This is a genomic window from Streptomyces jumonjinensis (assembly GCF_009600885.1).
Classification (GTDB): domain Bacteria; phylum Actinomycetota; class Actinomycetes; order Streptomycetales; family Streptomycetaceae; genus Streptomyces; species Streptomyces jumonjinensis.
In genome coordinates this window covers 91,458-112,785 of the sequence record NZ_VCLA01000157.1, presented here as the reverse complement: position 1 = coordinate 112,785, position 21,328 = coordinate 91,458, and the positions used below count along the sequence as shown (strand labels likewise).

The 21,328-nt window shown below is 69.2% G+C and carries 20 protein-coding genes and 1 pseudogene; 14 read left to right on the top strand and 7 right to left on the bottom strand.

Translation table 11 applies throughout. The features are described 5' to 3' along the window. Positions 1-278 precede the first annotated feature (278 nt). Positions 279-959 carry a hypothetical protein gene (locus tag FF041_RS22030; RefSeq protein WP_153524381.1) on the top strand — a complete coding sequence of 227 codons (681 nt, stop codon included), beginning with the start codon at positions 279-281 and terminating at the stop codon, positions 957-959. A 588-nt stretch (positions 960-1,547) separates the two neighbouring features. On the opposite strand, the gene FF041_RS40115 is transcribed toward FF041_RS22030, so the two are convergent. The 4 genes from FF041_RS40115 to FF041_RS22020 form a co-directional block, all read right to left on the bottom strand. Continuing rightward, a complete protein-coding gene (locus tag FF041_RS40115) occupies positions 1,548-1,682 on the bottom strand; it encodes a hypothetical protein (protein WP_267133214.1) in 135 nt (44 codons plus the stop codon). Between the two features lie 261 nt (positions 1,683-1,943). Then, positions 1,944-2,342, bottom strand: coding sequence for a 3'-5' exonuclease (locus tag FF041_RS40385; protein WP_323392379.1), 399 nt, complete (start codon positions 2,340-2,342; stop codon positions 1,944-1,946). After that, a complete protein-coding gene (locus tag FF041_RS40380; protein ID WP_323392377.1) occupies positions 2,294-3,193 on the bottom strand; it encodes a UvrD-helicase domain-containing protein in 900 nt (299 codons plus the stop codon). Before FF041_RS40380 ends, FF041_RS40385 begins: the two co-directional genes overlap by 49 nt. 528 nt (positions 3,194-3,721) lie before the next feature. Continuing rightward, complete coding sequence (locus FF041_RS22020) at positions 3,722-5,563, bottom strand: SMC family protein (protein ID WP_153524380.1); 1,842 nt, start codon at positions 5,561-5,563, stop codon at positions 3,722-3,724. Positions 5,564-6,405: 842 nt separating this feature from the next. On the opposite strand from FF041_RS22020, the gene FF041_RS22015 reads away from it, so the two are divergent. The 3 genes from FF041_RS22015 to FF041_RS22005 all read left to right on the top strand — a co-directional run bounded on the left by FF041_RS22015 (position 6,406) and on the right by FF041_RS22005 (position 8,320). After that, complete coding sequence (locus FF041_RS22015) at positions 6,406-6,567, top strand: hypothetical protein (RefSeq protein ID WP_153524379.1); 162 nt, start codon at positions 6,406-6,408, stop codon at positions 6,565-6,567. A 35-nt stretch (positions 6,568-6,602) separates the two neighbouring features. Next, on the top strand, positions 6,603-7,577 hold the full coding sequence (locus tag FF041_RS22010) for a hypothetical protein (protein ID WP_153524378.1): 975 nt from the start codon (positions 6,603-6,605) through the stop codon (positions 7,575-7,577). Positions 7,578-7,795: 218 nt separating this feature from the next. Further along, positions 7,796-8,320 (top strand): hypothetical protein, encoded by a 525-nt coding sequence (locus FF041_RS22005; RefSeq protein WP_153524377.1) that lies wholly within the window; start codon positions 7,796-7,798, stop codon positions 8,318-8,320. A gap of 294 nt (positions 8,321-8,614) precedes the next feature. Here FF041_RS22005 and FF041_RS39220 read toward each other — a convergent pair whose 3' ends face one another. Beyond that, positions 8,615-9,919: a hypothetical protein gene (locus FF041_RS39220; protein ID WP_228388492.1), complete on the bottom strand. Its 1,305-nt coding sequence runs from the start codon at positions 9,917-9,919 to the stop codon at positions 8,615-8,617. Between the two features lie 326 nt (positions 9,920-10,245). Between FF041_RS39220 and FF041_RS21995 the strand changes: the two genes are divergently transcribed. From FF041_RS21995 to FF041_RS21970, 6 genes are all read left to right on the top strand, one after another. Continuing rightward, positions 10,246-10,776 (top strand): hypothetical protein, encoded by a 531-nt coding sequence (locus FF041_RS21995; protein ID WP_228388491.1) that lies wholly within the window; start codon positions 10,246-10,248, stop codon positions 10,774-10,776. Between the two features lie 779 nt (positions 10,777-11,555). Continuing rightward, complete coding sequence (locus tag FF041_RS21990; protein ID WP_323392374.1) at positions 11,556-12,485, top strand: S1 family peptidase; 930 nt, start codon at positions 11,556-11,558, stop codon at positions 12,483-12,485. 587 nt (positions 12,486-13,072) lie between these two features. Next, the gene (locus tag FF041_RS21985) at positions 13,073-13,453 is read left to right on the top strand and encodes a hypothetical protein (protein ID WP_153524376.1); all 381 of its coding nucleotides are present in this window, start codon (positions 13,073-13,075) and stop codon (positions 13,451-13,453) included. Positions 13,454-13,535: 82 nt separating this feature from the next. Then, on the top strand, positions 13,536-13,703 hold the full coding sequence (locus tag FF041_RS21980) for a hypothetical protein (protein ID WP_228388490.1): 168 nt from the start codon (positions 13,536-13,538) through the stop codon (positions 13,701-13,703). 704 nt (positions 13,704-14,407) lie between these two features. Then, positions 14,408-15,109: a hypothetical protein gene (locus FF041_RS21975; RefSeq protein ID WP_153524374.1), complete on the top strand. Its 702-nt coding sequence runs from the start codon at positions 14,408-14,410 to the stop codon at positions 15,107-15,109. Then, entirely contained in the window at positions 15,106-15,687 is a 582-nt protein-coding gene (locus FF041_RS21970; protein ID WP_228388489.1) for a hypothetical protein, read from the top strand. The genes FF041_RS21975 and FF041_RS21970 overlap by 4 nt, the downstream gene beginning before the upstream one ends. Here the strand turns inward: FF041_RS21970 and FF041_RS21965 are convergent. Further along, entirely contained in the window at positions 15,682-16,791 is a 1,110-nt protein-coding gene (locus FF041_RS21965; protein ID WP_153524373.1) for an XRE family transcriptional regulator, read from the bottom strand. The two genes, FF041_RS21970 and FF041_RS21965, sit on opposite strands and share 6 nt — an antisense overlap. 292 nt (positions 16,792-17,083) lie before the next feature. On the opposite strand from FF041_RS21965, the gene FF041_RS38040 reads away from it, so the two are divergent. From FF041_RS38040 to FF041_RS21945, 4 genes and pseudogenes are all read left to right on the top strand, one after another. Further along, positions 17,084-17,575 (top strand): peptidoglycan-binding domain-containing protein, encoded by a 492-nt coding sequence (locus tag FF041_RS38040; protein WP_194292120.1) that lies wholly within the window; start codon positions 17,084-17,086, stop codon positions 17,573-17,575. Between the two features lie 7 nt (positions 17,576-17,582). Beyond that, a pseudogene (locus FF041_RS39215) lies at positions 17,583-17,687 on the top strand (transcriptional regulator); the annotation flags it as partial. Between the two features lie 250 nt (positions 17,688-17,937). After that, positions 17,938-18,504, top strand: a complete 567-nt coding sequence (locus FF041_RS21950) for a DnaB-like helicase C-terminal domain-containing protein (protein WP_194292119.1) — start codon at positions 17,938-17,940, stop codon at positions 18,502-18,504. Positions 18,505-19,000: 496 nt separating this feature from the next. Beyond that, a complete protein-coding gene (locus FF041_RS21945; protein WP_153524369.1) occupies positions 19,001-20,143 on the top strand; it encodes a hypothetical protein in 1,143 nt (380 codons plus the stop codon). Between the two features lie 67 nt (positions 20,144-20,210). On the opposite strand, the gene FF041_RS40375 is transcribed toward FF041_RS21945, so the two are convergent. Beyond that, positions 20,211-21,254, bottom strand: a complete 1,044-nt coding sequence (locus FF041_RS40375) for a C40 family peptidase (protein WP_153524368.1) — start codon at positions 21,252-21,254, stop codon at positions 20,211-20,213. Between the last annotated feature and the right edge of the window lie 74 nt (positions 21,255-21,328).

Genomic DNA, 21,328 nt, shown 5'->3' with positions numbered 1-21,328 from the left:
CTATCTCCCGAGCCCGTACTCAGCAGCAGACCGCGCGCACCGGGCAGGCCGCCCCCGCGCCGCGGACGGACCGGCTGCCCGAGCTCGCTGCCCGCCCACTGAAGGGCCGGCGGGGAGGGAACCGCGTGAATGCCTGTCCCGGAGCTGAGCCCAGGGGGGCCGGGGCTCGTCAATAGACCCGAACCGATCACCCGACGGGGTAGACAGGCTCACTCCCACGGGTGATCGGGTCGAGCCAGTGTGGCAAGCAGCCAGCTGGATACGGTGACGTACCTCGTGTGGAGTTCCCGCAGCACTCGGCATACCGTGTTCCGACCAAGCGCCCCTTCCTGCTAAAGGAGCTGCGCGCCCGGCTTCCCAGCGTGGACGACCGCATCCGGGCCATCCCCGGTTACGGGGACCCGACGGAGTACGACGCGATTGCCGACTCCCTGTACCGGGTCTTCACCACCGCCCGGAATCTGGCACCGTCGCGGCACACCACGAACTGCTCGATCCACCCGAATGGCCCGGTCGATCCCCAATCCCCTCCCGGCTGGGGGCAGTGCCTCTTCTGCAACAGCAACCGCCGCATCGGCGACCCCCGAGCCCGCTCAGCAGTACTGAACACGCCTCGCCAGTACGAGATCCCGCCACCCCCCTACAGCCACGAAGTACTGCTCGAGCGGATGCGCCATATCAACGACGTCGCCTTCGAACTGCACTACCGATCGCCGGACGAGGACTTCGCGCTTGCGGCGGACCTCGTGCACGGAGCCTTCATCATCGCCCGCGAGCTCTCCCGGCCACGATCGTCCTCACGGTGCCCACGCCACCCCGGAGCCCCCCTCGACCCCGCCGCTCCTGGAGGCCCCCGCTGCCTGTTCTGCGCCACCGCCGAAACACGCAAGGGAGCCGTCCCGCCCCCGCAGATCCGGGACCGGAATCGAGGCCTCCCTCCCTACCGAAAGAAAAGGTGATCCACATGCCCTCCCCCTACGAACATCTCACTGCGGCGGAAGAGCTCCTTCACAAGGCCCGGCAACTGCTCGAGGAGGGCCGTCACCACGCGGCTGCCGGACACACCCGGCTCGCCTCCGCCTACGTGCAAGCCGCTGGCGCCCGTGAGCGGATCCTCCCTGAGCCGCCACCCGTACCGGAAACACGCTCGGCACCATTGCCACAGTGGTGCGGCAACTGCGACGGACCCGACCTCGCTCTGCGATGGGTCCAGGTCACGCTGCCCGGAGAAGAGCGTGTCCGCATGGCCACGTGCCCCGACTGCCACCCTGCCGCACCGCAGTACCTCGCCACACAGGCCGCGGCCGAGGAACCCCTCGCCGACCACCACTTCGCGTGATCTGCCCGCGAGCGCGGCGTACGGCACCCTCCGCAGCCGGACCGGGCAGTTGCCTATAGGCGACTCGAATACGGATTCCAGGGATTGTGGCTGCCTGTAGACAGCCACAATGGGGAAGGAATCCATCACGGTCGAGCGGTCTCGGCATGCTGGGCCGCACCGGCCCACCTCACACAGACCGCGCCGAAGCCACCGAGCTCTCCCTCCATCACCGGCAGTCATCGACAAGATCAACGTGGCCGGACGACGCCGTCTTGGGCACGGTGCGGTTGGCGGTGGTGGTGCTGGCGGCGCGGACGCCGTCGGAGACAGGTGTGATGGAGACCCACTCCCGCTGAGCCATGCTTTGCCCCATACCGGGGCTGAGTACGGGTGGCAGGTCGTCCTCGCTTCGCTCGGGCGCTCCACCTGGACCTGCGGCATCGCCGACAGCGAGGCCCTGCAGCTATCGAGAAAGGGGGCGGAGAGCCACACGCCAGCGTCCAGCGGCAGGCGACTCCCGCAGGCGGTGACATCAGCTCCCAGCTGGAGTGGGTGAACGGGTACCGACCCCAGAGGGAGTCGCCTTTCTGAGTGATATTGGCTTTATGGGCCTGGTTCGTGGTCAGGAGGGAGCTGGACCGAGCCGGTCCCATGGGGAGGGGGGCTGGTGGCCCGGCGGGAGCCTCTGAGGGGGGCCGGATGGAGCAGCGCGGGGGCTGCCGTTGGGATGGTCGTCGATCCATGCCAGGCCGCCAAGGTCGAGATGCCGACGGGCTCTGGTGACGGCGACGTATGCGAGCCGGGCGTCGTCCAGGCTGAGTTCGCCCGGCAGGGGGTTGCCTTTCAGGTCCCGGTCATGGGAAGCCGGCTCGCGGAAGTCGCCAGCGATGCGGACGTTGTCCCACTCGCGTCCTTTGGCCTTGTGAGCGGTGGACAGTGTGACTTCGGCTTCGTTCTCGGCGTGCAGCCGGTTCATGGCGTCGAGCACCTTCGTGACGCCGTGTTTTTCGATGATCTCCACCAGCGGGAGCAGATCCTGGCCGTCGGGGTCGTCTTCCGCGTACTCCATGAGCTCGTCCCAGGACTGAAAGAGCACAAGGTCGGGGTGGGTCGCGCGGCGTCCGGCTTGAGGTCGCCAGCGGCCTTCGCCAGCTCCGCGAGGGACTTCTTGCCACCGACCAGGGCGACTCGTTTGCCTTGCTCCAGCAGCTTGAAGATCTCCGTGATTGCGCCACCGTTGGTGCGGCAGAGCACGGCGTCCGCTTGTTCCAGCGGGCCGATAAGGGTGTCGATGGCGGGAGTGCCGCGAAGGCGGAGCGGGGATTGGACGATCATCAGCCATCGGTTGGCTTCGTCAGCGAGGGCCTGCCCGAAGCGGAACGACTGCGAGAGCGTCAGCTGTCGTCCCTCGAAGTCGGTCATGACGTCGCGGGCACCGCGCCAGCCGTAGATGGCCTGCGCGGAGTCCCCCACCATGACCAGCTGCGCCTGGGAGCGTTGGGAGTTGAAGATTTTCTCCATGACGGGATTGGTGTCCTGTGCCTCGTCGAGCAGCAGGTAGTCGGCACAGATCCGGGGCTCGGTCAGGGCCCAGATCTTCAGAGCGTGATTCGGGTCGAACCGTACGAGTTTTCCGTCGGGGTCTTGGACGTCGATCCAGGCGCGGCGCACATACGGCAGCACGATCTGTGCGAGTTCTCCGCGGAACTTGTCGTCCAGCCCGCGCAGGCGGGGGAGGTGCTGCCGACGGTTCCGAGGGAACCCGTGCCGCGCCGCCCGGCCGCTTCCGCCGATCCGGCCTCCGCCAGAGCCCAGCAGCCTCCGGCCGCGTTTGTACCATCGCGACTTGCCGACCCCGGCGTGCCGACGCAACGGCAACCGCTCCCCGCCCGCCATGGGGTGGCGACGCCTATGGCGGACTCGGTCTCCCGGCCACCACAGGACCGGGAAGCGGTGGCGGCCCGCCTGGGTTGCGCACCCGAACAGGTGGGCCTGTGCGCGGCGTGCCGGGAACTGACCTGCCGGTACGGCGATGGGGCGAACCCGCTGTGCACACCCTGCCTCACCCGTCGCCGTAGAAGCTGAGCCTCGCCGGGCGGAACATCTGGGGGAGCCGTTGTGCGGGAGATTGCACCATGGTGACGCTGTCCCAGCGGTCGAGGGCGAATTCCGTGCGCCGTGCTCCCGGGCACGGTGGTGAGGACGGGCGGCGGTTCGACGGGGCGCTGGTTCATCGGTTTCCGCCGCGGTGGGAGCCGCGTTTGATAGTGCGGCGGGCGGACCGGCCGTCCATCGGTATGGGCCTGGGTCAGTACGGAGTCGAAGTCTGAGCGAGAGGGAGTCGAGGGGGTGACCTGGGGGAATGATGCTGGGTTCCGGACCCCGTGCGTGCGATGCCGGTCAGGTGTCGAGGCGGGGGGCGTGGTCGAAGAACCGGTTTTCCGTGTCGATGCGGATCTCGCGGACGCCGGGGTAGGGGCGGGGAAGGGGGTCGTTCGTGGCGGCGATGACCTGGCAGCCATGGCCGTCGGGGGAGGAGGCGTCGGCGATGGAGACGAGGGTGTCGATCAGGCGAAGCCCGGTGTCGTGGTCCAGGCCGTTTGCTCCGAGGCCGGCCAGGGGCGAGTCGATGACCAGCACAGGTGGGACCCGGACGCCGGGGTCGACGCGGCCGAGATCGCGCAGGGCCAGGAGCAGTGCGACGTTCGTGGCGACCTTGGGGCTGCCGGCGACGGAACTGTCCGCGAAGGTCTTGTCGGCCGTGTTCTTCTCCTTGACGCGGGTGGTGAAGTCGACAGGGTCGATGCGGGCGGTCTCGACGTCGGGGTTGATCTGCTGGAGCCGGGACAGGTAGAAGTCCGACCAGCGGCCGGTGACTTCCTTGCGGCGGACCTCGTAGGCGGTGACCGCGGCGTCCCGGGCGGCCTGGGCCGTGTCCATCTGCTCCTTGGCGGTTTGGACGACCTGCTCCTGGGCGCTGATGTAGTCGGCCGTCTCCAGCTGTCGCTTCAGCTGAGCGACATCCCGGCTCAGGCCGTGGGCCTCCTTCTCAGCCTGCTGTGCGGCTGTGCGGGCCGGCAGGACGTGGCCCTCGTCGTAGGCGTCGCGGGCCGTGAGCGCGTTCCCGGCCGCCGTGTCGGCCGCCGCGGCCTCCGCAGCGGCGGCGGCCGCGGCTTCTGCGAGGCCTCGGAGCGCGAGCCTGTACCGGTCCGCCTTCGCGCGGGCGGCGGCGATCTGCTTCTCGCGCCGATCCTCCACGCTCTCGTGCGGCTGCCCGCACTGCATGCACAGACCCGGCTCCCGCTTGGGAAGCGACTGTCCGCAGCAAGTACAGTCCTTTGATGCGGGGGCGATGAGGGCTGAGAGTTCGCCCTCGGCACGCGCGGACCGGGCGGTGGCGGCGTTGAGGTTGCCGCGCGCGGCCTCAGCCTGCTTGGCGGTCTTCCTCCGCCGGGCTTCGGCCGCCTTGTGCAGGGCGACAAGCCGCCCGTGCTCCCCGACGGCGGCCGTCAGCGCCGTGGAGGCTGTCTGCCATCGTTCGGCCGCGGCACGGTGCTCCCGCTGCTTCAGCTCGTGCTCGGCGCGGATGCTGTCCGGATCGGCCAGTGCGCCGCTGTCCCGCAGTTTCTTGAACTGGACCAGGGCGGACCGCGCCGCCCTGTGCCGGGAGCCGGCCTCCGAGGCATTCTTCTCGAGGCCGGCCAGATCCTCGTTCCACAACCCCAGGACCACCTCCAGGGCCAGAACCCTCGCCTCGTCCTTCCCACCGCCGAGGAACTCGGAGGCGATCGTGTTCTGCCGCAGCCCCATGACAGTGCCGTAGAAGTCGTCCAGCCCGACACGCGTTGCCCCGCGGGCCGCAGCCGGCAGGCCAAGCAGATCCTGAACGAAGGCACCGGCCGTGGATTCCCCGGCCTTCGAACTCGCCACCGGCAGCTGTCGCTCGACCTCGTCATCGAGGTTCTTCAGACAGACCCGCGCCCGCGGGTTCGATCCGCTGCGTGTGGCCTGCCACCGGGTTCCCGCGACCCGGAACACCAGACGGACCTGCTGGCACCCCCGGACCTCCGGCATGATCGTTCCCGTGAGGAGCCCCAGCGGGTAGAGCAGCGCCTCCAACGCAGTCGACTTCCCCGACTTCGAATGGCCCACCAGGAAGGTCACCGGACTCCTGAAGCGGCGGACGTACCAGACATCGCCCCGCTGGAACTCGAACCTCTCGATCACAAACGACGGGCCCACCGGGCCTCCTTCACTTCAGGTGTGCTGGTCCCCACCGGGAAACGACCATCGGCCGTACGGGTGACGGCCGTGAAGAAACATCGGGTTGATCCCTGCTCGTGAGGCTGGATTCGGTCGGCTTGACGAAGCCGATTGCGCCGCTAACGGCGGCTACCGCACCCGTGGGCGCACGCCACGAAGGGTTCCCGGCGGATCCGGGAGTGAGTCACGCCGAGCGCGGTCGCGGCCTCGTCACCCTGGCGGGCATATTCAGCCGGCGTGCGGTGAGCCCGAGATGAAGCAGCCCGGCACCCGCCCTGCCCGCCACGACCCGTCCGGCGGCCCCGTTTTGCCCCGTTGCCGAGCAGTGATAGGCACAAGAAGTTCCGCTGACACTGACCGCACCATGCGCTCGGCACGGCGCATCAGGCCATGTCTGCAGTAGCGGCCCGGGACCCGGGAGCACCACGGGCCCACGCGGATGCGGGCCGTGTCCGTTCCGCGCTTCGGCGTTCGCCGCAGAGTCAGAAACCCCTCGGCGTGGTCTCTCTTCCTGAAAAGAGACGGCACCATTCCCTCATAAGGGATGAATTGGGATACCGGAGGATCCGGTTCACGGTGGCGTTCGGGTGGTGAAAATCGAGGCGGGGGGTAGCGAGGGGTGGCGAATTCATAAATCCGCGATGCATTGCCCCGACGGTGATTTATGAATGACCGCGGACGAACCTGGCCATGCGCCCTGCTGCCCGCACACAGAAGGCGCAGGGCTCTCGGTCGCCATGGGCGGCCCGGTGTCGCCCGACAACATCCCCCTTGGAGAGGAGTCCGCGCATGTGGGAGACACACGTGCGCGATGAGCTGGCATGATTCACAGCTTTCTACGTGAGGCGGGCCCCGAGTACCTCGCGGGAGTCCTGGTCCTGGTCACCGGGGCCGCCGCAAGCGCCATGCTGCGCATCTGGAACAAACGCCGACCTGTCGACCACGACCAGCCGCCCCCTTCACAGACCGACGAAAATCGCTGACATCCGACCATCACTCGATTTCTGGAGGTATTTCTATGCCACCTCAAGAAAACGTCGTCTCTCGGACGACGAAAAGCGTCGTCCGACAGACGACACATTACCGGCCGAGCGAAGAATGCAACCGGTCGGCCGCCTGGCAGCATCTGCACACACCCACCGAACGCGACCCGAACGAATGGGCCGGTGAGTTAGCACTCTTCACCAGCGTTATCTCCGTCTGGGACCTCGACTTGACCAGCGTGGCCACCAAGTACGATCACGTCGTCCAACTCGTCCGCTACGAAGACGACGACCTCGACGAAACCAGCGTCCTCGCCGCGCTCCTCGTGATCCGCACACTGCGCGACAAGCTCGTCCTCGACGAGCGGCGCCTGATCAAAGCAGCGCGCACCAGAAAGGTCACCTGGAGTCGGATCGCCGACGCCCTGGAGCTCAAAAGCCGCCAGGCCGCCGAGCGCCGCTACCTTCAGCTCAGAGAAGACCTCGACAACATCGCCGGCGACGACCTGACGCAAGCCGAGCGCGTCGAGGTCGCCCGCGCCCACCGAGACCGCCACAGCGAATACGCTTGGGCCTCCCGCCACGCCGACCGCATCACCGCCCTGGCCGAGCGGCTGAGCAGCATCCCCAGCCTCCAGCAGCGCGCCGATCGATCTCCCCCCGCTGGCAAGCTGAACGAACGGGCCGTCAACAGCGCGGTCTACGAAGGCAGACCCACTCCTCCGCCCGTCCAGATGCCCTGGCCCGGACGGCTCAAGGAAGCCGTGACCGCCTACCAAAGCCACCTCCGAGCCACCCGCACTGCTCAGAAAGACAGCCGCCCGCCGCAGACTCCGGCCCCCGAGAGCCCCCTCACCCCCTTCATGCTGGACCGGCTGCTCCACGAACTCTTCGGACTGATCGGCAACGCCCTCGACATCGACCTGCACGACCACCGCGACATCACGGAAGACGTCAAGGCCCTATACACAGAGGCGGGCACGGCCGCCCCCCGAGCGGTGAGGGAATGATCCTTCGACCAGCACGGCCGCCCGGAGGCGGGGCTCCGCCCACGTGCGCAGGCGCGCGTGATGGAGTCATCTGCAGTCGAGGATGCAAAGGCCGAATCGGGGTGGCAGAGCGCCACTAGGCCGCGGCCGGCGGTGCAGGCTGGCGCGCCCTGCCGGAACGGGGCCGGGATGATCCGTTCCGGCCCCGCTGCCGTCGGCAGGTCGGTAGCTTCCCGTATATGAGCGCACATCGAGCTTCCCCCGATGAGCCGTGGCCGGGCTGGTCGACCAGCCGGGCGGCTCAGGCCGCGTACGGAGAGCACCTGGTTCGCATCGGCCAACTCGTCCCGGCACTGCTGTACATGCACGTCATGGACCGGCAGGGTTTGGCCGCCGCGCACAGCGCCCGCCGCCAGGACCTCATCGACTCCCAGACGAGGAGTCTGGCGATGGAGTGCCGGGACGACCTGCTGGAGACCGCGGCCGTCCTGGACGCGCTCGCCCTGTGCCACGGACACGGCACCTACCTGCCCCGCCCCTACCAGGACGACTCGGCCAACCCCGTGCCACAGGACGTGGAACTGCGCACCGACGCCTCCGACGTCGCCGACCAGCTCGTTCGCCACGACCACCAGCACCCCAGCACCACCGGCGACATCCCGCCGGCTCTGGAGAACGGCTGCACGGACGCCGAACGGGACGCGGTCCGCGCCTACGCCCGCCGGGAGTGGATCGCCTCCCAGGAGCGATGGCCCGGCATCTGACACCGGCCCTGCCCGGGTTCCGCAGGGGCGTGGCAGAGCCCCCCGGGCCCTTGCCAGTCCGGGGGGCTCTTCCACGGGTTCCGGTGTCACTCGGCTGGTGTCCACGGAGGGTCCGGGGTGGTGTTGACAGCGCCGCAGTTTCAGCACTCCCAGTCGTCTGGGAGCGTGTACAACTCGCGCCAGAACCCGGTCGGTTTCCCCCAGACCGTGCAGTCCGCCTCACAGTCCCAGCATTCGAACTCGAAATGCACCTGACACCCCCGGACCGCGCGGCGAACGTCTCCCGTTTCCGTATCAACTCCCCTTGTGGTCGGGCGGGTCCGCGTCCTCGCCGGGCTGCGGGTCCTGTTCTCCGGGGGCGGGCGGACCGGTGTCCTCGGGCTCGTCGCCGGAGGCGGCGCCGGGCGCAGCGGCGGGGGCGGGGGTGTCCTGGGCGGGGGCGCGGTCGTCGAGGGTGATGGAGACCGGTTCTCCGCTGGATGTGAGGCCGGTCAGGCTCTCTTCGATGCGTTCGTAGAGGGTGGCGGCGAGCTCCTGGTCGCCGTTCCCGTCGTCGGCGGTGTGCACGATGGAGTGCAGGCTGATCAGCAGCGCGATCAGGGACCGGCCGGACAGGGCGGCGCGGATCCGCTCGTCTTCCTCGCCGGTGACTTGCGGGGGTACCCGGAAGTGCGGGTGCCGTCCGGCGTGGGCGGTGACGAACTCCCAAACGTCGCGGTGGCACGACAGGCCGGCGGAGGAGACCTGGGCCGCTCGACGCAGAAGGCGGCTGTGAGCCTCGGCCTGGTCCCGCTCGGCGTCCGTGGGCGCGGACCGCTCGGCGTCTGCGGGCTCGCTGCTGACGGAGGGCTGGGGCTGCAGCTCCTCCACGACGGTGCGCAGGCCCGCGACCTCCTGCCGCAGGCCCGCGAGTTCCACCCGGGCCTCCTCCAGGGCGGAGCTCAGCTCGCCCTTGATCTCCCCGGCCGTCTCGCGCAGCCGCTCCAGTGCGTCGTCGCGCTCCCCGGCCCGGTCCCTGCCGTGCCTGTCCTGGTCGGTGAACGGGGACAGCATGGGGGCGAGGACCTCGGCGAGGACCTCGCGGAGGGTGTCGCGGACCGCGTCGACCGCCGGCACCGGACCGGGCAGGAGCCCGTACTCGCCGGCGCTACCGGCCGGGATCCCGGCCGGTGCGGCCTTCTCCACCAGCGCGTCGTGCCCAGTGACGGTGGTGACCGGCGCCTCCGCGGCACCGACGGCAGCGGGCTCAGCCCTGGCCCCCTCATCAAGGCCCGGGACAGGTGCCGGGGCGAGATCGGCGAGCACGACGCGCACCTCCCGCAGCTCGGTTCGCAGGCTGGTGACGACGTTGTGAACCTCGCTGCTCCGCGTCTCCCCGCTGGCGGTCAACCGGTTCCGGACGTCGCGGAAGTCGGTGCGCATGCGGCTGAGCTCTTCGACCACCGTCTTGGTCGTCTGCTCGTGGGCGGCCTGTCCGTTCGCCTCCAGCTTCGCCACGCTCTTGTCGAGTGCGTCCCGCAGGTCCGTGCCCGTGTGCAGGACGGCGTTGTGCAGGATCGACAACGTGCCCGCGAGGTCCGTGTCCGACCGGCGTACCATCGCTCCCCCTCTGATCGCTTTAGGTAATTGATCGAGTTCGCTGCGTATGCTGCCGGACGGCCTTCTCCCTTGCAGCCGGATCACCTCAACTCATCCCAGAACAACGGCATTTGGTCACGGGGAGAGTCGAATCCGGCCTTCGTGCGCATCCTGCACCCGCTCCTCCGTACTGCGAGGCGCGACGGGCGGTGATCGCATGACCACCGAGCTGAGCGGCGTCGACCTCGCCCGCCAGGCCCTGGTCGCGGCCCGGGAAGCGGCGCACCACCACCGTCGTACGGCGGGACGGGCGCGAGCCGCTGGGACTGGGCACCGCGATCGGGACGATGATGACCGAGCGCGGCATGGTCGCCCCAGCCGCCGGCGGAAGCGTCCTCGCCCGGTTCGACACCATCCTCGCCACGGCCGTGCCCGAGCTCACCGGGCGGGCCCGAGGTGTGGCGTTCGACGCGGACACCGGCCGCCTGGACGTCGTCCCCGAAGCCCCGGCCTGCGGCACGAAGCTGCGCTGGAGCGCGCCGAAGCTGATCGCGGCGGCCAACGAGCGGGTGCCGAACGCGGACGTCCGCGCCCTGCGCGTCCTGGCACCCGCGCCCCTGAAGGCCAGCCCCGGCCCGGCGTCCGCCGACCCGGCTCCGCAGCTGGCCGCGCCCGTCGTTCCGGTGGAGCGCCGGGGCGTTCCCCGAGCCCGACGTCGTCCCGGACGATGCGCCGGCCCCGATCGAGCAGGCCCGCATCCAGCGGCACCGCCAGGCCGCAGTGACCGAGGCCGCCTGCGCCGGGCCCGTGCCGAACGAGCCGGGGCGACCGTTTTTTCGACACCTCACCCTCGGCAGGCAGCCGGTGAGGTGGCATGAGCCGACGTCGTGATGACGCGGACACCGTTACTGTGAGCAGCGACCGAGGTGCCAGCGATGTCCAGCTCGGCGAGTGCCGCGTCGAGCTTTGCACGGCGCTCAGCGGGAAGAGTGGCGCGGATGTCAGCGGCGGACCCCGCCGCACGGCTACTGCCGCGCCCTCGAAGCCCACCGCCAGGCCGCGCCGCTGCCTCGGACCCGGCCATCGCGGCGGCCGAGCGGCAGGCCTGGGCGGCACGTGCACGCCCGCCTTCCCTGGCACCGAGAGCAGTGCCATCGGGAGCAGCTGCGTTCGACCGGTCTTGCGCCCAGCGCAGTGGTCAAGGCGTCGTTCCTTTCCGAGTGCACATGCCGATGGCGCGTGCTGCTGGGTGTCGGAATCAGACATATGACATGTTCCTCAACGTGTGGAATACCGGGTGATATCCCTCACTTGAGATGTCGGAGGGATTATTGCTTTTAGACAGGCGTAGGCCCCTATATGCGCCCTGAGGTGAGAGTCCGACTGCAGAGGCGGCTTCTCGCGGGTAGGTGAACCCCTCTTCCATTTCTTCTGTCCGGTACTCGTTCCGCGAGCTAAGCCGCCTATTCCGGCGGTAGTCGACAGGGTGTCGCGGGGTTCGATGGCCACCACGCTCCCGGGGCATGAGCAAGGTCGTAATCGAGTCATGCGGTGTCTCTCCCTGGGTTGAGGATCGTGCGGGCTGGAAGCACAACTAGCCGCAGGGGGCAAGCAAAGACAGGATTCCTACTCCATCCCCGACGCTTCTGGAGAATGCGTGAAGATCAAAAAATATCTCACGGCCTCAACCCCCGTGAGGCGTGCAAAGTTGGCCTTGTTGGTGGCTGGCTTACTCACTGCCTCGGCACTGGTCACATCCCCCGCCAGTGCAGTCGACACGAAATCCACCGGCAGAGCAGCACAGCTCGCCAAGGCGGACAACGCAGTAGGTGACTCCGGCGTCAGCGGTGTCGCCTGGTACATCAACAAGGCATCGGGCAAGGTCTCCGTCACCGTGGACTCCACCGTATCCGTCGAGGAAATCTCCAAGATCAAGAAATACGCGGGCCCGCAAGCTGGCCTTCTGGAGATCAAGCGCATCGAGGGTAAGTTCTCTCTGGCGGCCTCTGGCGGCGACCGCATATCCGGCCCGCCCGGAAGCAATATATGCTCCCTCGGCTTCAACGTGCGCCGTGGCAATACGTTCTACGGACTCACCGCCGGGCACTGCGGATCCAACGGAACCACCTGGTACACCGGGGCCCAGGTTCCCCTCGGCACGATGTGGGTGTCCATGCTCGGAATCAATGGTGCCGACTACGGACTCATCCAGCACGCGTTGCCGTCCGCCACCGCAGACGGCAACGTCAACCTCTACAACGGCTCCTACCGCGACATCACTTCTTCCGGTACGCCCTATGTCGGGCAACGTGTCGAAACCTCCGGTATGACGACCGGCTACGGTACTGGCACCGTGCGGTCGATCGACACGAGCCTGTCGGTTGGCGGCTACCAATTCACCAACATGATCGTGACCGACGCTTGCCGCCTCCCGGGCGATAGCGGCGGTCCGCTCTTCAGCCGGAACACCGCGTACGGCGTCCTCTCCTCCTCAACCGCCCAGAGTTGCGGTTCATCGGGCGGCGGCTTCTCGATATACGAACCGATCACTCGTGCGCTGGGCGCGTACAGCCTTAGCGTGTTCTAAGGTCGACCGCCCCCCCTCTCTGCCTGCATCTGGACCGGTTCCCCAACGCCCCACAGGGCCGGGGAACCGGTCCATGATGTGCGACAGCGCACGGGCGGGCGCGGGGTGGGGGCCTCCGTCTGGGGGCTTGGAGGGTCACCGTGGTCTCAGCGTGGAATGATCGCGGTATGAGTGCAGTTCTGCCGCGGACGATCCGGGCCGTCGATACCGAGAGGCCGAACTCCACGGCAAACAGGCCGACCGCCCCTTCACCGTCGTGCGCCAGATGAACAACTCCATCCTCAAGGAAGGACTCCGGAAAGCGGACTGGAACCGCTGAACCTGACGGCACTACGGCTGGGGGCCGCACCGGCGGACACGGTCTACCCGCACCCCCTCGGGGGGGCCAGGCCGGGCAGGTTCGAGTACGGTCTGGGCGGTAGAGCGAGCGGTCCAGCTGCCCGGCCCCCGCGCACGACGTCACCCCCTCCTGGCACTGCGGCATCGGGGCGGCCGTGTGTCGTCCGATGGGGTGACGGCCGGAGGATCCGGGCGGCCCGGGCCCGACACTGAGGGGTGCCGCTTCCGTCAGCCGGAGAGGGAATCCGATGAGTGACACCCGCGTACCGCCGCCGGCAGCTGGGGCGGATCCGCCGACCCGCTCGCCGTATCAGCTGGATGCGGACGAGGGGCCCCAGAGCGTCGGCGAGCTGAAGGCCGCCCTGGCCCCGTGGCCCGACCTGCTGGCGGCGTTCGCCGCCGAGTTGGAGGCCGCGCCGTTCCACCAGGACGGTGAGGAGTCCCTGCGCGCGGTGCGGGACGTGATCAGCGCGTACCGGGTCGAGTGGATGGCGAAGGTCCACCCGGACATCGTCCAGGCCGTGGCCGACGACGAGGCCGGAATCGACGACGGCGTCCTCCTCGACGCCGTCATGGGCGAGTACGACCCCGACACCTACGAGCGCCGCGACGGGGGAGAGGCGGCGTGACGTACAAGGTCGTCCTCGCCCCCAGGCCCAGCGCGCCCTGGCTGGCCTTGCCCCGGAGCGGCGCCGCGCGGTCCACGAGGCGATGCGCGGGACGCTGTCCACGAACCCCCTCGCGGTGGGCACACCGGAGGGCACCGGGCCGGGCACCCTGCGGAAACTCGCCGTGGCCTCCGCCGGGGTCACGATCGGCTACCGCGTCATCGACGCCCAGGTCGAAGTCCGCGTGGTCTGGCTCCTCGGCTGGCCCTGAACGTGGGCGACGAAGAGGCCAGGCGTATCCGGCTGCGGCTGTTCGAGCGGGTACAGGCAGTCCCGTACGCGACGGACGGCGCGCACGCTGCCGCCGAGCTCGTCTCGGTCGGCCGGGGTGACTGCCCGGCGAAGTCCGCGTACCTAGTTGGGCTGTCCGGCGCGGTAGCTCTACCACCTGCCCGACCGGCCGCCGGAGGTCCGGCTCCTCCGGTCCCGCGAAGACGTCCACTCCGCGGCCGAGGTTCTGATCGACGGACGCTGGGCCCTGCTGGACGCCACGCACGATCCGGGCCTCGCCCAGGCCGGGTTCACGGTCGCGGAGTGGGACGGCACGGCGGCGGACACCGTCCCGGCCTACCCGGCCGTCGGGCTGCTGTGGCGCCCCGGGGATGGGCCGGAGCCCTCGCCGAACGGCGGCGCGCCCGGCCCGGATCTGGCCGGCCCTCGCTACCGGCGGGCGTTCAACGAGTGGCTGCGCGCAGCTCGGCGGCGACGGAGCCGCTGAGGTCACCGCGATTCGAGGTCAAGGCCCGCCTGCCGGCGGCGGAGTGCCGGTCGCCGTCCGCCGTCTGGTCAACGGACGGCAGATGCTGGTGACGGACGAAAATGGCTAGATGCGGACCAGGTAATTCAGCGGATCCGGCCCGGCCGTCCAGCCAGGCACGGGATCATCAGGATTCGGTTTCGAGCGGGAGGATCTGGATGTTCAAGACGCTGGCTGAGCAGTGGCGGGCGAACCAGGAGCAGAAGCGGGCTATCGCAGCCGAGAAGTGGGAGCAGGAGAAGCGCTGGAGGGAAGAGGACCGCGAAGGGCGGCGGCAGAAGCAGGCCGAAGAGGAAAGGCTGCGCCAGGAACAGGAGCAGGAGCGGGCCGCGAAGGAAGCGCGGAACGCGGAGACCACCAGCATTCTGTATCGCGCGCACTTTGGCGTCATGAAGAAGGCAGCCACCGTCTCCTATGTCTCGTTGACCTGCCATGAAGACACCTGGACGTTTATCGCCCGCAGGGCCTTTGGCACATGGTCGCCTGAGTGGCTCACCAGCGTCACGCAAGACGGGCCCGGCCAGGGCGGGCCGGTAGCGAAAGAAGGGGCCTTCAGAAAGAATCCCAACCTCACTCCGGGGCGCATCACCAAACAGGACAACGGTATGCAGACGGTGGAGGTTTCCGGCGACAACCTCGTGACAATCCTTGAGCGGCTTTGGGAGAGCGCGTACGGACAAAGCTACTACCTGGCGTTCTTGGACCCCGACCCGAACAGGAGCGCGTGCGGCCCTCTCTACCAGCGGTTCGAGACCTGGCTCAAAGGCCTTGAGCCAGGTAAGGCCGACAAGCCGGGCCACACCCTCGTACTCGACGAACGGCTCGATAGCGCTCAACCCGCACAACCGCTCACGCCATGAGCTCCGCCCCGCTCAGCCAGCTCCGTGCGCCGCGGCTGCTGGCTGACCGGCTCGCCGACCGCCTGGGGGAGACCGGTGGCGAGGCCCTGGTCGACCGTCCCTTCCCGTGGTTGACCCGGCGGGGTCTGCCCCAGCGGCGCGCGTGCTCGCACCGCAAGTGCGACGACGAGATCCGGCTGGACACCGGGGAGGACTGCGAGAACTGCGGCAACGTCATCCACCTCCGCCGTGCCCGCCGTGCGCGAATCGGCGCGGACATCGACCGGGAGCTGCCCGGCCTGGGCGACGGCGAGCGCCGGCACGTCCTTGAGGAGCGGCTGCGTGAGCACGCCGCTGCCGAGGCGGAGGACTTCGTGTGGCGGCAGGAGCAGGACCGGCGCAATGCGGCCCGTGCGGCAGCGGCGGAGCGTGAGCGGGGATGCTCCCGACCCCCGCGCGCGCGGGGTAGCTCGGTGTCGTGGGCGACAACTCGGGTGTGCGGTATTCGGAGAGGTGGATCGGATGCCGTCGCACATATGCCGCCGAACATACACAGGGGATATAAGCCCCAGATGGGTGCTGTGGCAGAGGTCTCATGACAGCCTGAGCGGTGCCTGGCGGAAAGCGTCAGGCTGAGCCGGTCCCCTTTTCTCGGGTTCCGGCGACGTGCTGGTGGCATCCAGGGGATCGGCCGACGGGGGCGGGATCAGTTCGAGGAGGAAGTCCTGGTCGGCGGCGCCGGAGCAACGGCCCTGAACGACTTCCGCTCCGATCACGGTGTCCTGGTCGCGCAGGCTCAGACACTCGCCGGTGCTGACCGCGCGGAGACGGAAATGGGCGGCGGCAGGCGTGCCAAAGGGCTCGACGCGGAACTGCTGGGCCCGGTCGGTGTCGGCGCAGTCGTCGCGGGGCTCCAGCAGGCCCCGGCCCGGGCCCTTCTGCAGGGCTGTCAGGCAGCCGATGCCGTATTTCGGGTGGTGCCACTGGATCTGCACAAGGTCCCGGCCCACCGGTTCGAGGAACACCTGCGGCAGCCGGGCCTGGGTGCAGGGTCGTTGGGCGGCGACGGCGGTCTCGTAGCGGCCGGTGCGATCGCTGCCCTCGGTCACGCACAGTTCGGGTGTGCGTGCGGGGTGGATCTGTGCCCAGCTCCCCACGGCCAGCATGCGCAGCCCGGTCACCGGCATCGTGGGCGGGTCGGCCGGTGACGACGCGCCGTGAACCAGGCTGGCGACCCCGAGGGCGCCGACGGCCCCGATGCCCGCAGTGCCGGTCATGACGAGCGCGCGGCACCACCACCGAGGGGCGTGCGCCGGGGCCGACGCGCCGCCGACGGGACAATCACGCTCATCGCCGGCCTCGCCGCCGCCCTCGTCACGGGTGGGCGCTGGCTCGCCGCCGGCTATGCGGCGGCGGGCCAGGAGCCACTGGTGTATCTCCTCCTCGCCGAGGCCGCAGGCACGGGCGAAGTCGTCGACGAACCGTTCGCGAGGCAGGGGGACGCGGCCGAGCGTGGTCGCCATCGTGCTGGCCGGAAGGGTGTCGGCATGCGCGCCGGCTTTGCTCTCAAGCTGCCGGTAGGTCAGTCCGGACCAGGTCCGCAACGCGCGCAGCGCCGCGGTGAACTCGGCGGGAGTCTCGATCTGATCCGGCTGCGGTGGCCTCGTCGACGGCTCGGGTAAAGCGCTCTCCCTCTGGGTCATGATCTCAGCATGGCGGCATCGGCAGTTACCGGGTGACGGTGAAACCGGCCTTGTTCGAGCATGTTCGGAACGCGATGAGCACCGTTCCGAACGAACACGAACGCCACTTTTCCTTGCCGGTTCCCCGACCGCGCAGACATCCTCGATTTCAGCCGACCCCGGCCCGGAACGAATTCCGGGGAATCGCTGCCGCGCCGCCATATCGCATCCCTATATCAATTGGATTTGGGACGAGTGCAGCGCTCGACCGAGCACAAACCGCGCAGCAACCGAGAAGAATGAGAGGAACAACATGCCCAACGATTCAAGAGAGCGGAAGGCCGGCATGGGCGTAGTCAGAGCGATGATCTCCACCGCCGCAACCGCGCTCTTCACCGTCGGTGCCCTCGTACCGGCCACGGCAGCCGCGGCCCCGGCGTCGATGAGCGTGTCCGCGTCTGCCACGTCCCAGCACCTCGCTTCGTCCACCGATATCGACGTTCAGTCGCGGTGCCTGGTCTGGGAGCGGACTTCCGCCAACTACCAGGGTCTGACGGCGGGCTACAGCTGGGCGTGGAACGTTTACGTGGCTAACGGCGATTCGGGCGACCGCGTCCGCGAGGTCCAGTGTCTGCTCGACTGGTGGGGCTACTACGGCGACCCTCTCGACGGCGTTTACGGCGCGGTGACGTCTACCGCTGTCGAGAACTTCCAGTGGGACCATTGCGGCGGCTCCATTGTTGAGTACGGCATTGTCGACCCCGCTACATGGCGATGCCTTCGAGCCGGCGGCGAAGTTCGGTAACAGCCGTCCCTGTCCGCGCGACTGTGGCCTGGCCGTCACCGTGCCCGACGTCCGCCGCACCCGCTACGAACTGGCCGACGAACGCCTCGGGTACGCGCGCGACGACCGGCGGTGCCTCCGCCCGCCTTTTATGCCGATGCCAGGTGCCGCCATGGGGAACTGACGGCGCGGCGGTCATGCCGATGGATACGGTGCTGTCCAAGCCGCTGACGCCGACACCGGCACAACATCAGCACCCGGGAGCTGTCGTGAAGCAGGTAAAGGAAAACAGCATGATCACGTGACAACACCCCAGGTCAGGAAGGGGTCGTCCCCGCCCGCGCGGGGGTAGCTCGATCGCCGCGGCCGAGGGAATGATCCCGATGCATCACCTCACCCGGCAGGGCGGCCTGACCCCCGAAGGATGGGTCACGGTCGAACGTCTCGGACGGGAGCTGTTCAGCACACTGCCGCTGCGGGTGTACCGGCCCGGCGGCGCGGCCCTGCGCGATATCGAGTCCGCGGCCCGGTCCTGCGCCCGCGGCGACGGCCTGGACCTTCTCGTCGTCGACTACCTCCAGCTCATCGAAGTCGAGCAAACCCGCACCAGCAACCGAGAGCAGGCCGTCGCCGCAGTCTCACGCGGCCTCAAGAACCTGTCGGTCCAGCTCGAATGCCACGTCATCGCGCTCTCCCAGCTCAACGACGACGGCATGGTCCGCGGATCCCGCGCCATCAAGAACGACGCATCCGTCATGATCAAGGTCGAACGCCCCGACATGGACGAACCCGAATCCCCCCCGCGCCGGCGAAGTCGACCTCGTGATCGAAAAGAACCGCTTCGGACCCCGCGCGACCCTCTCCGCCGCCGCACAACTGCACTATTCGCGGTTCGTCGACATGGCACAGACCTGACCCACCCGCCCCAACAGCCCCCAGGAGCCGTCTGAACGGCCAGCACAGCGGCGATTTCCACCCCGGCACCTCCCCTCCTGACCACCGTCGGCGACCTCGCCACCCTGCCCCCCCGCCATCCTCCAGCGCAGGGCGAGGGGCCTTCGTCTGGGGGCCGGGGTGCTCCAGCAGGCCGTGCCCAACCACGCGGTGGCGATCCTCGCGGACCCGGCGTGGCCCGCGCTCCGAGTGCGGCTGGCTGCGGTCGAGCAGGAAGGCGAAGACCCCACCGACGTACTGGCCGCAGTCGCCGCCCGAAGAGAACTGCGCTCAGCGGACTCGGTGGCAGAGGTGCTTACATGGCGTCTGTACGGGTGGCAGAAGGAACGCGGCTTGAGTGCCTCCGCCCCCGGCAGGACCCCGTCGCCGACGTCGGGGGCACCGGTCGTACTGGTGTGGTTCGCAAGACGGGGGCCTGGGCCGAAGCGTCGGCCGCCGGGCGACGAGCAGCGCAAGGGGCCGAATCGGGCCCGCTAGCGAGGGGAGTGGGGCATGGCAACACCGTCGCCAGAGGAGCAGGCGGGGGAGGCGTTCGCGGCGGCCGCCGCCGAGGCGGTGCAGACCTCCGTGATGGCGTTTCGTCTGGTCATGGCCATCGCGGATGCGGTGCGGCGTCAGCAGTTGAAGAGGGCGGGGAAGGAAGAGGAGGACCTGCCGCCCGTCGCGGAGTCGGTGGCCGAGGCCTCCGGCGAGGTCACGAAGTTGCTGCCGCCCGACATCAGTGCGGCCTTGCTGACGGGTGCCGACTGGCCGCAGATCGCGCAGCAGATGGTGGCGCTGCACCGCGCGGGGGTGGACATGGGGGCGATGCTTCCGCGCGTCGGGGAGATCGCCGTGACGGTGAGGGACGCGGTCGCCGCGAACGCCGAGCGTACGGCGCGCGAGGGTACCGACGAGTGGGCCAAGCTGCTGCGGGAGACCACGCCGGCGGGCCCGGTGCGCGAGGCGATTCTGTCCTCCCCGGCCTGGCCGGGCATGGCGGCGACGATGGCGCAGCTGAGCGATCGCGGAGTTGATGTGCGGGCGATCCTGGTGGCCGCGCATGACGAGGGCGTCGGTGTGGACCAGGCGGTGGCGAATGTGCTCGCGGCGGCTCCGGTGCCGAGCCGGGACGCGGTGCTGTCGTACGGGCCGTTGACGATCGGGCTGGACGTACCCCCGAATCTGGATCTGGGCAACCGGGAGCGTGCTCTTCGGCAGTTCGGCATCCTTCCGTCGGAGAATGCGCGGCTTAGCCGGATGGTGCGTGAAGCTATGCCCGGGTACGAGCGTGAGGCCGGTCTGCTGGTCGCGGCGCGGCAGTGGCCGCTGGTCGCGGCACAGATGATCGACGTGGAGCGCAAGGGTCTGCCGGTGGCGGACCGCTTGGCGGCTTTGTCGAGGAACACCGTGGCGTGGGAGGACGGGCCGGGGCAGCTGGGCGGGCGGCTGGTCCTGGCGGCCGTTGACGCGCTGCGCAGGCCGGTTGGTGCGGGAGAGTCGCGGGTGAGGGTGAACAGCGCGGCGGCCCGCGCGTCGTCGCCGAGTGTGGGGCCTACTAGGCTGTCGGCCGCCAAGGGGGCGGCGCCCGCCGCGCCGGCGGTGGCTGCGCACCGGGAGGCCGGGCCTGCCGTGAAGGGCGGCAAGACCCGGTAGTCCTTCATCTCTGGAGACACTGTGTGCCGCAGATCGAACCGGTCTGCGGCACACGGCGTTCCAGGGGTCAGGGGCGGGTGGCTCCGTAGTAGTCGCGCTCCGGCATGGCCGAGGTGAGCGGTGCGATCTCCACGTTCTTGCCCGTGCGCGGCGCGTGGACCACGTTGCCGTCTCCGGCGTAGAGCGCGACGTGGTAGATCGCGCCTGATCCTGACTTCGACCAGAACAGCAGGTCCCCGACCTGGAGGTCGGAGCGGGAGACCGGCCGGTCGGAGGTGGCACCGTACTGGGGGGCCGCTGTCCGGGGGAGCTTGAGGGAGCCCCAGTACGCGTACTGCACCAAGCTGCTGCAATCGAATCCGTGGGTCCGGCTGGCGCTGCACTTGCCGGTGTGCTTGTCGTAGCCGTTCCTCCCGTCGCAGAAGCCCAGACCCGGACCCTGCGGGCTGCCGCCGCCCCAGGAGTACGGCGTGCCGAGCCGGGCGAGGGCCTTGCGGACGGCGTCGGGTCCCGCCCCGGATCCGGCGATGGAGACCGGGCTCGGACCCTGGAACGTTGGGATGGAGGCCATGATGACTTTCACGTAGTGATAGGTCTCGCCCTCCTTCTGCCCGGCCTTGCGGGAGAACCAGATCGGCGGCACTCCGCGGAACCGCTGCACCGCGCCCCAGCCCGCGTTGTACCCGGCCAGGGCGAGCGCCCGGACGTCGCCCGGATACCCGGAGGACTTCGCCGTCCCGATCAGCGAGCACATGAATCGACCCTGTGCGTCGACCGCGTCGCCGATGTCCCAGACCGAGGTCTCGCCGTTCTTGTCGGCGTCCCGGCCCCAGGTGGCCCAGGTGCTCGGGATGAACTGCGCGGGGCCCTGCGCGCCGGCGTGGCTCTCGGCTCCGCGGTCGGTGCGGAATCCGCTCTCTTGGTTCAGCTGGGCGGCCAGGAAGGCGCCGGTCAGTTCGGGGTGCTTGCAGTCCCGTTCCGCCTTCTCGATCCAGGGGCGGAACTCCTCGGGGACGCCCTGCAGACCGGTTTGCGGTGAGGACGTTTCGGCGGCCCCGGCATCGTCCTCGGAGGCGATCAGGGTGATCACTCCGAGGACGGCTATGAGCATCAACGCGACTGTTGCGGCCGCGACTTGGACGGCGATTTTCACACGTTCCCCCGTGTGCTGCTGGTTGGCCCTTC

Coding starts and splice junctions, on each gene's coding strand:
- FF041_RS40115 (WP_267133214.1), bottom strand. CDS start 1,682: ATGGCTCAGCGGGAGTGGGTCTCCATCACACCTGTCTCCGACGGCGTC.
- FF041_RS22015 (WP_153524379.1), top strand. CDS start 6,406: ATGATTCACAGCTTTCTACGTGAGGCGGGCCCCGAGTACCTCGCGGGA.
- FF041_RS22010 (WP_153524378.1), top strand. CDS start 6,603: ATGCCACCTCAAGAAAACGTCGTCTCTCGGACGACGAAAAGCGTCGTC.
- FF041_RS22005 (WP_153524377.1), top strand. CDS start 7,796: ATGAGCGCACATCGAGCTTCCCCCGATGAGCCGTGGCCGGGCTGGTCG.
- FF041_RS39220 (WP_228388492.1), bottom strand. CDS start 9,919: ATGGTACGCCGGTCGGACACGGACCTCGCGGGCACGTTGTCGATCCTG.
- FF041_RS21995 (WP_228388491.1), top strand. CDS start 10,246: ATGATGACCGAGCGCGGCATGGTCGCCCCAGCCGCCGGCGGAAGCGTC.
- FF041_RS21985 (WP_153524376.1), top strand. CDS start 13,073: ATGAGTGACACCCGCGTACCGCCGCCGGCAGCTGGGGCGGATCCGCCG.
- FF041_RS21980 (WP_228388490.1), top strand. CDS start 13,536: ATGCGCGGGACGCTGTCCACGAACCCCCTCGCGGTGGGCACACCGGAG.
- FF041_RS21975 (WP_153524374.1), top strand. CDS start 14,408: ATGTTCAAGACGCTGGCTGAGCAGTGGCGGGCGAACCAGGAGCAGAAG.
- FF041_RS21970 (WP_228388489.1), top strand. CDS start 15,106: ATGAGCTCCGCCCCGCTCAGCCAGCTCCGTGCGCCGCGGCTGCTGGCT.
- FF041_RS21965 (WP_153524373.1), bottom strand. CDS start 16,791: ATGACCCAGAGGGAGAGCGCTTTACCCGAGCCGTCGACGAGGCCACCG.
- FF041_RS38040 (WP_194292120.1), top strand. CDS start 17,084: ATGCCCAACGATTCAAGAGAGCGGAAGGCCGGCATGGGCGTAGTCAGA.
- FF041_RS21950 (WP_194292119.1), top strand. CDS start 17,938: ATGCATCACCTCACCCGGCAGGGCGGCCTGACCCCCGAAGGATGGGTC.
- FF041_RS21945 (WP_153524369.1), top strand. CDS start 19,001: ATGGCAACACCGTCGCCAGAGGAGCAGGCGGGGGAGGCGTTCGCGGCG.
- FF041_RS40375 (WP_153524368.1), bottom strand. CDS start 21,254: ATGCTCATAGCCGTCCTCGGAGTGATCACCCTGATCGCCTCCGAGGAC.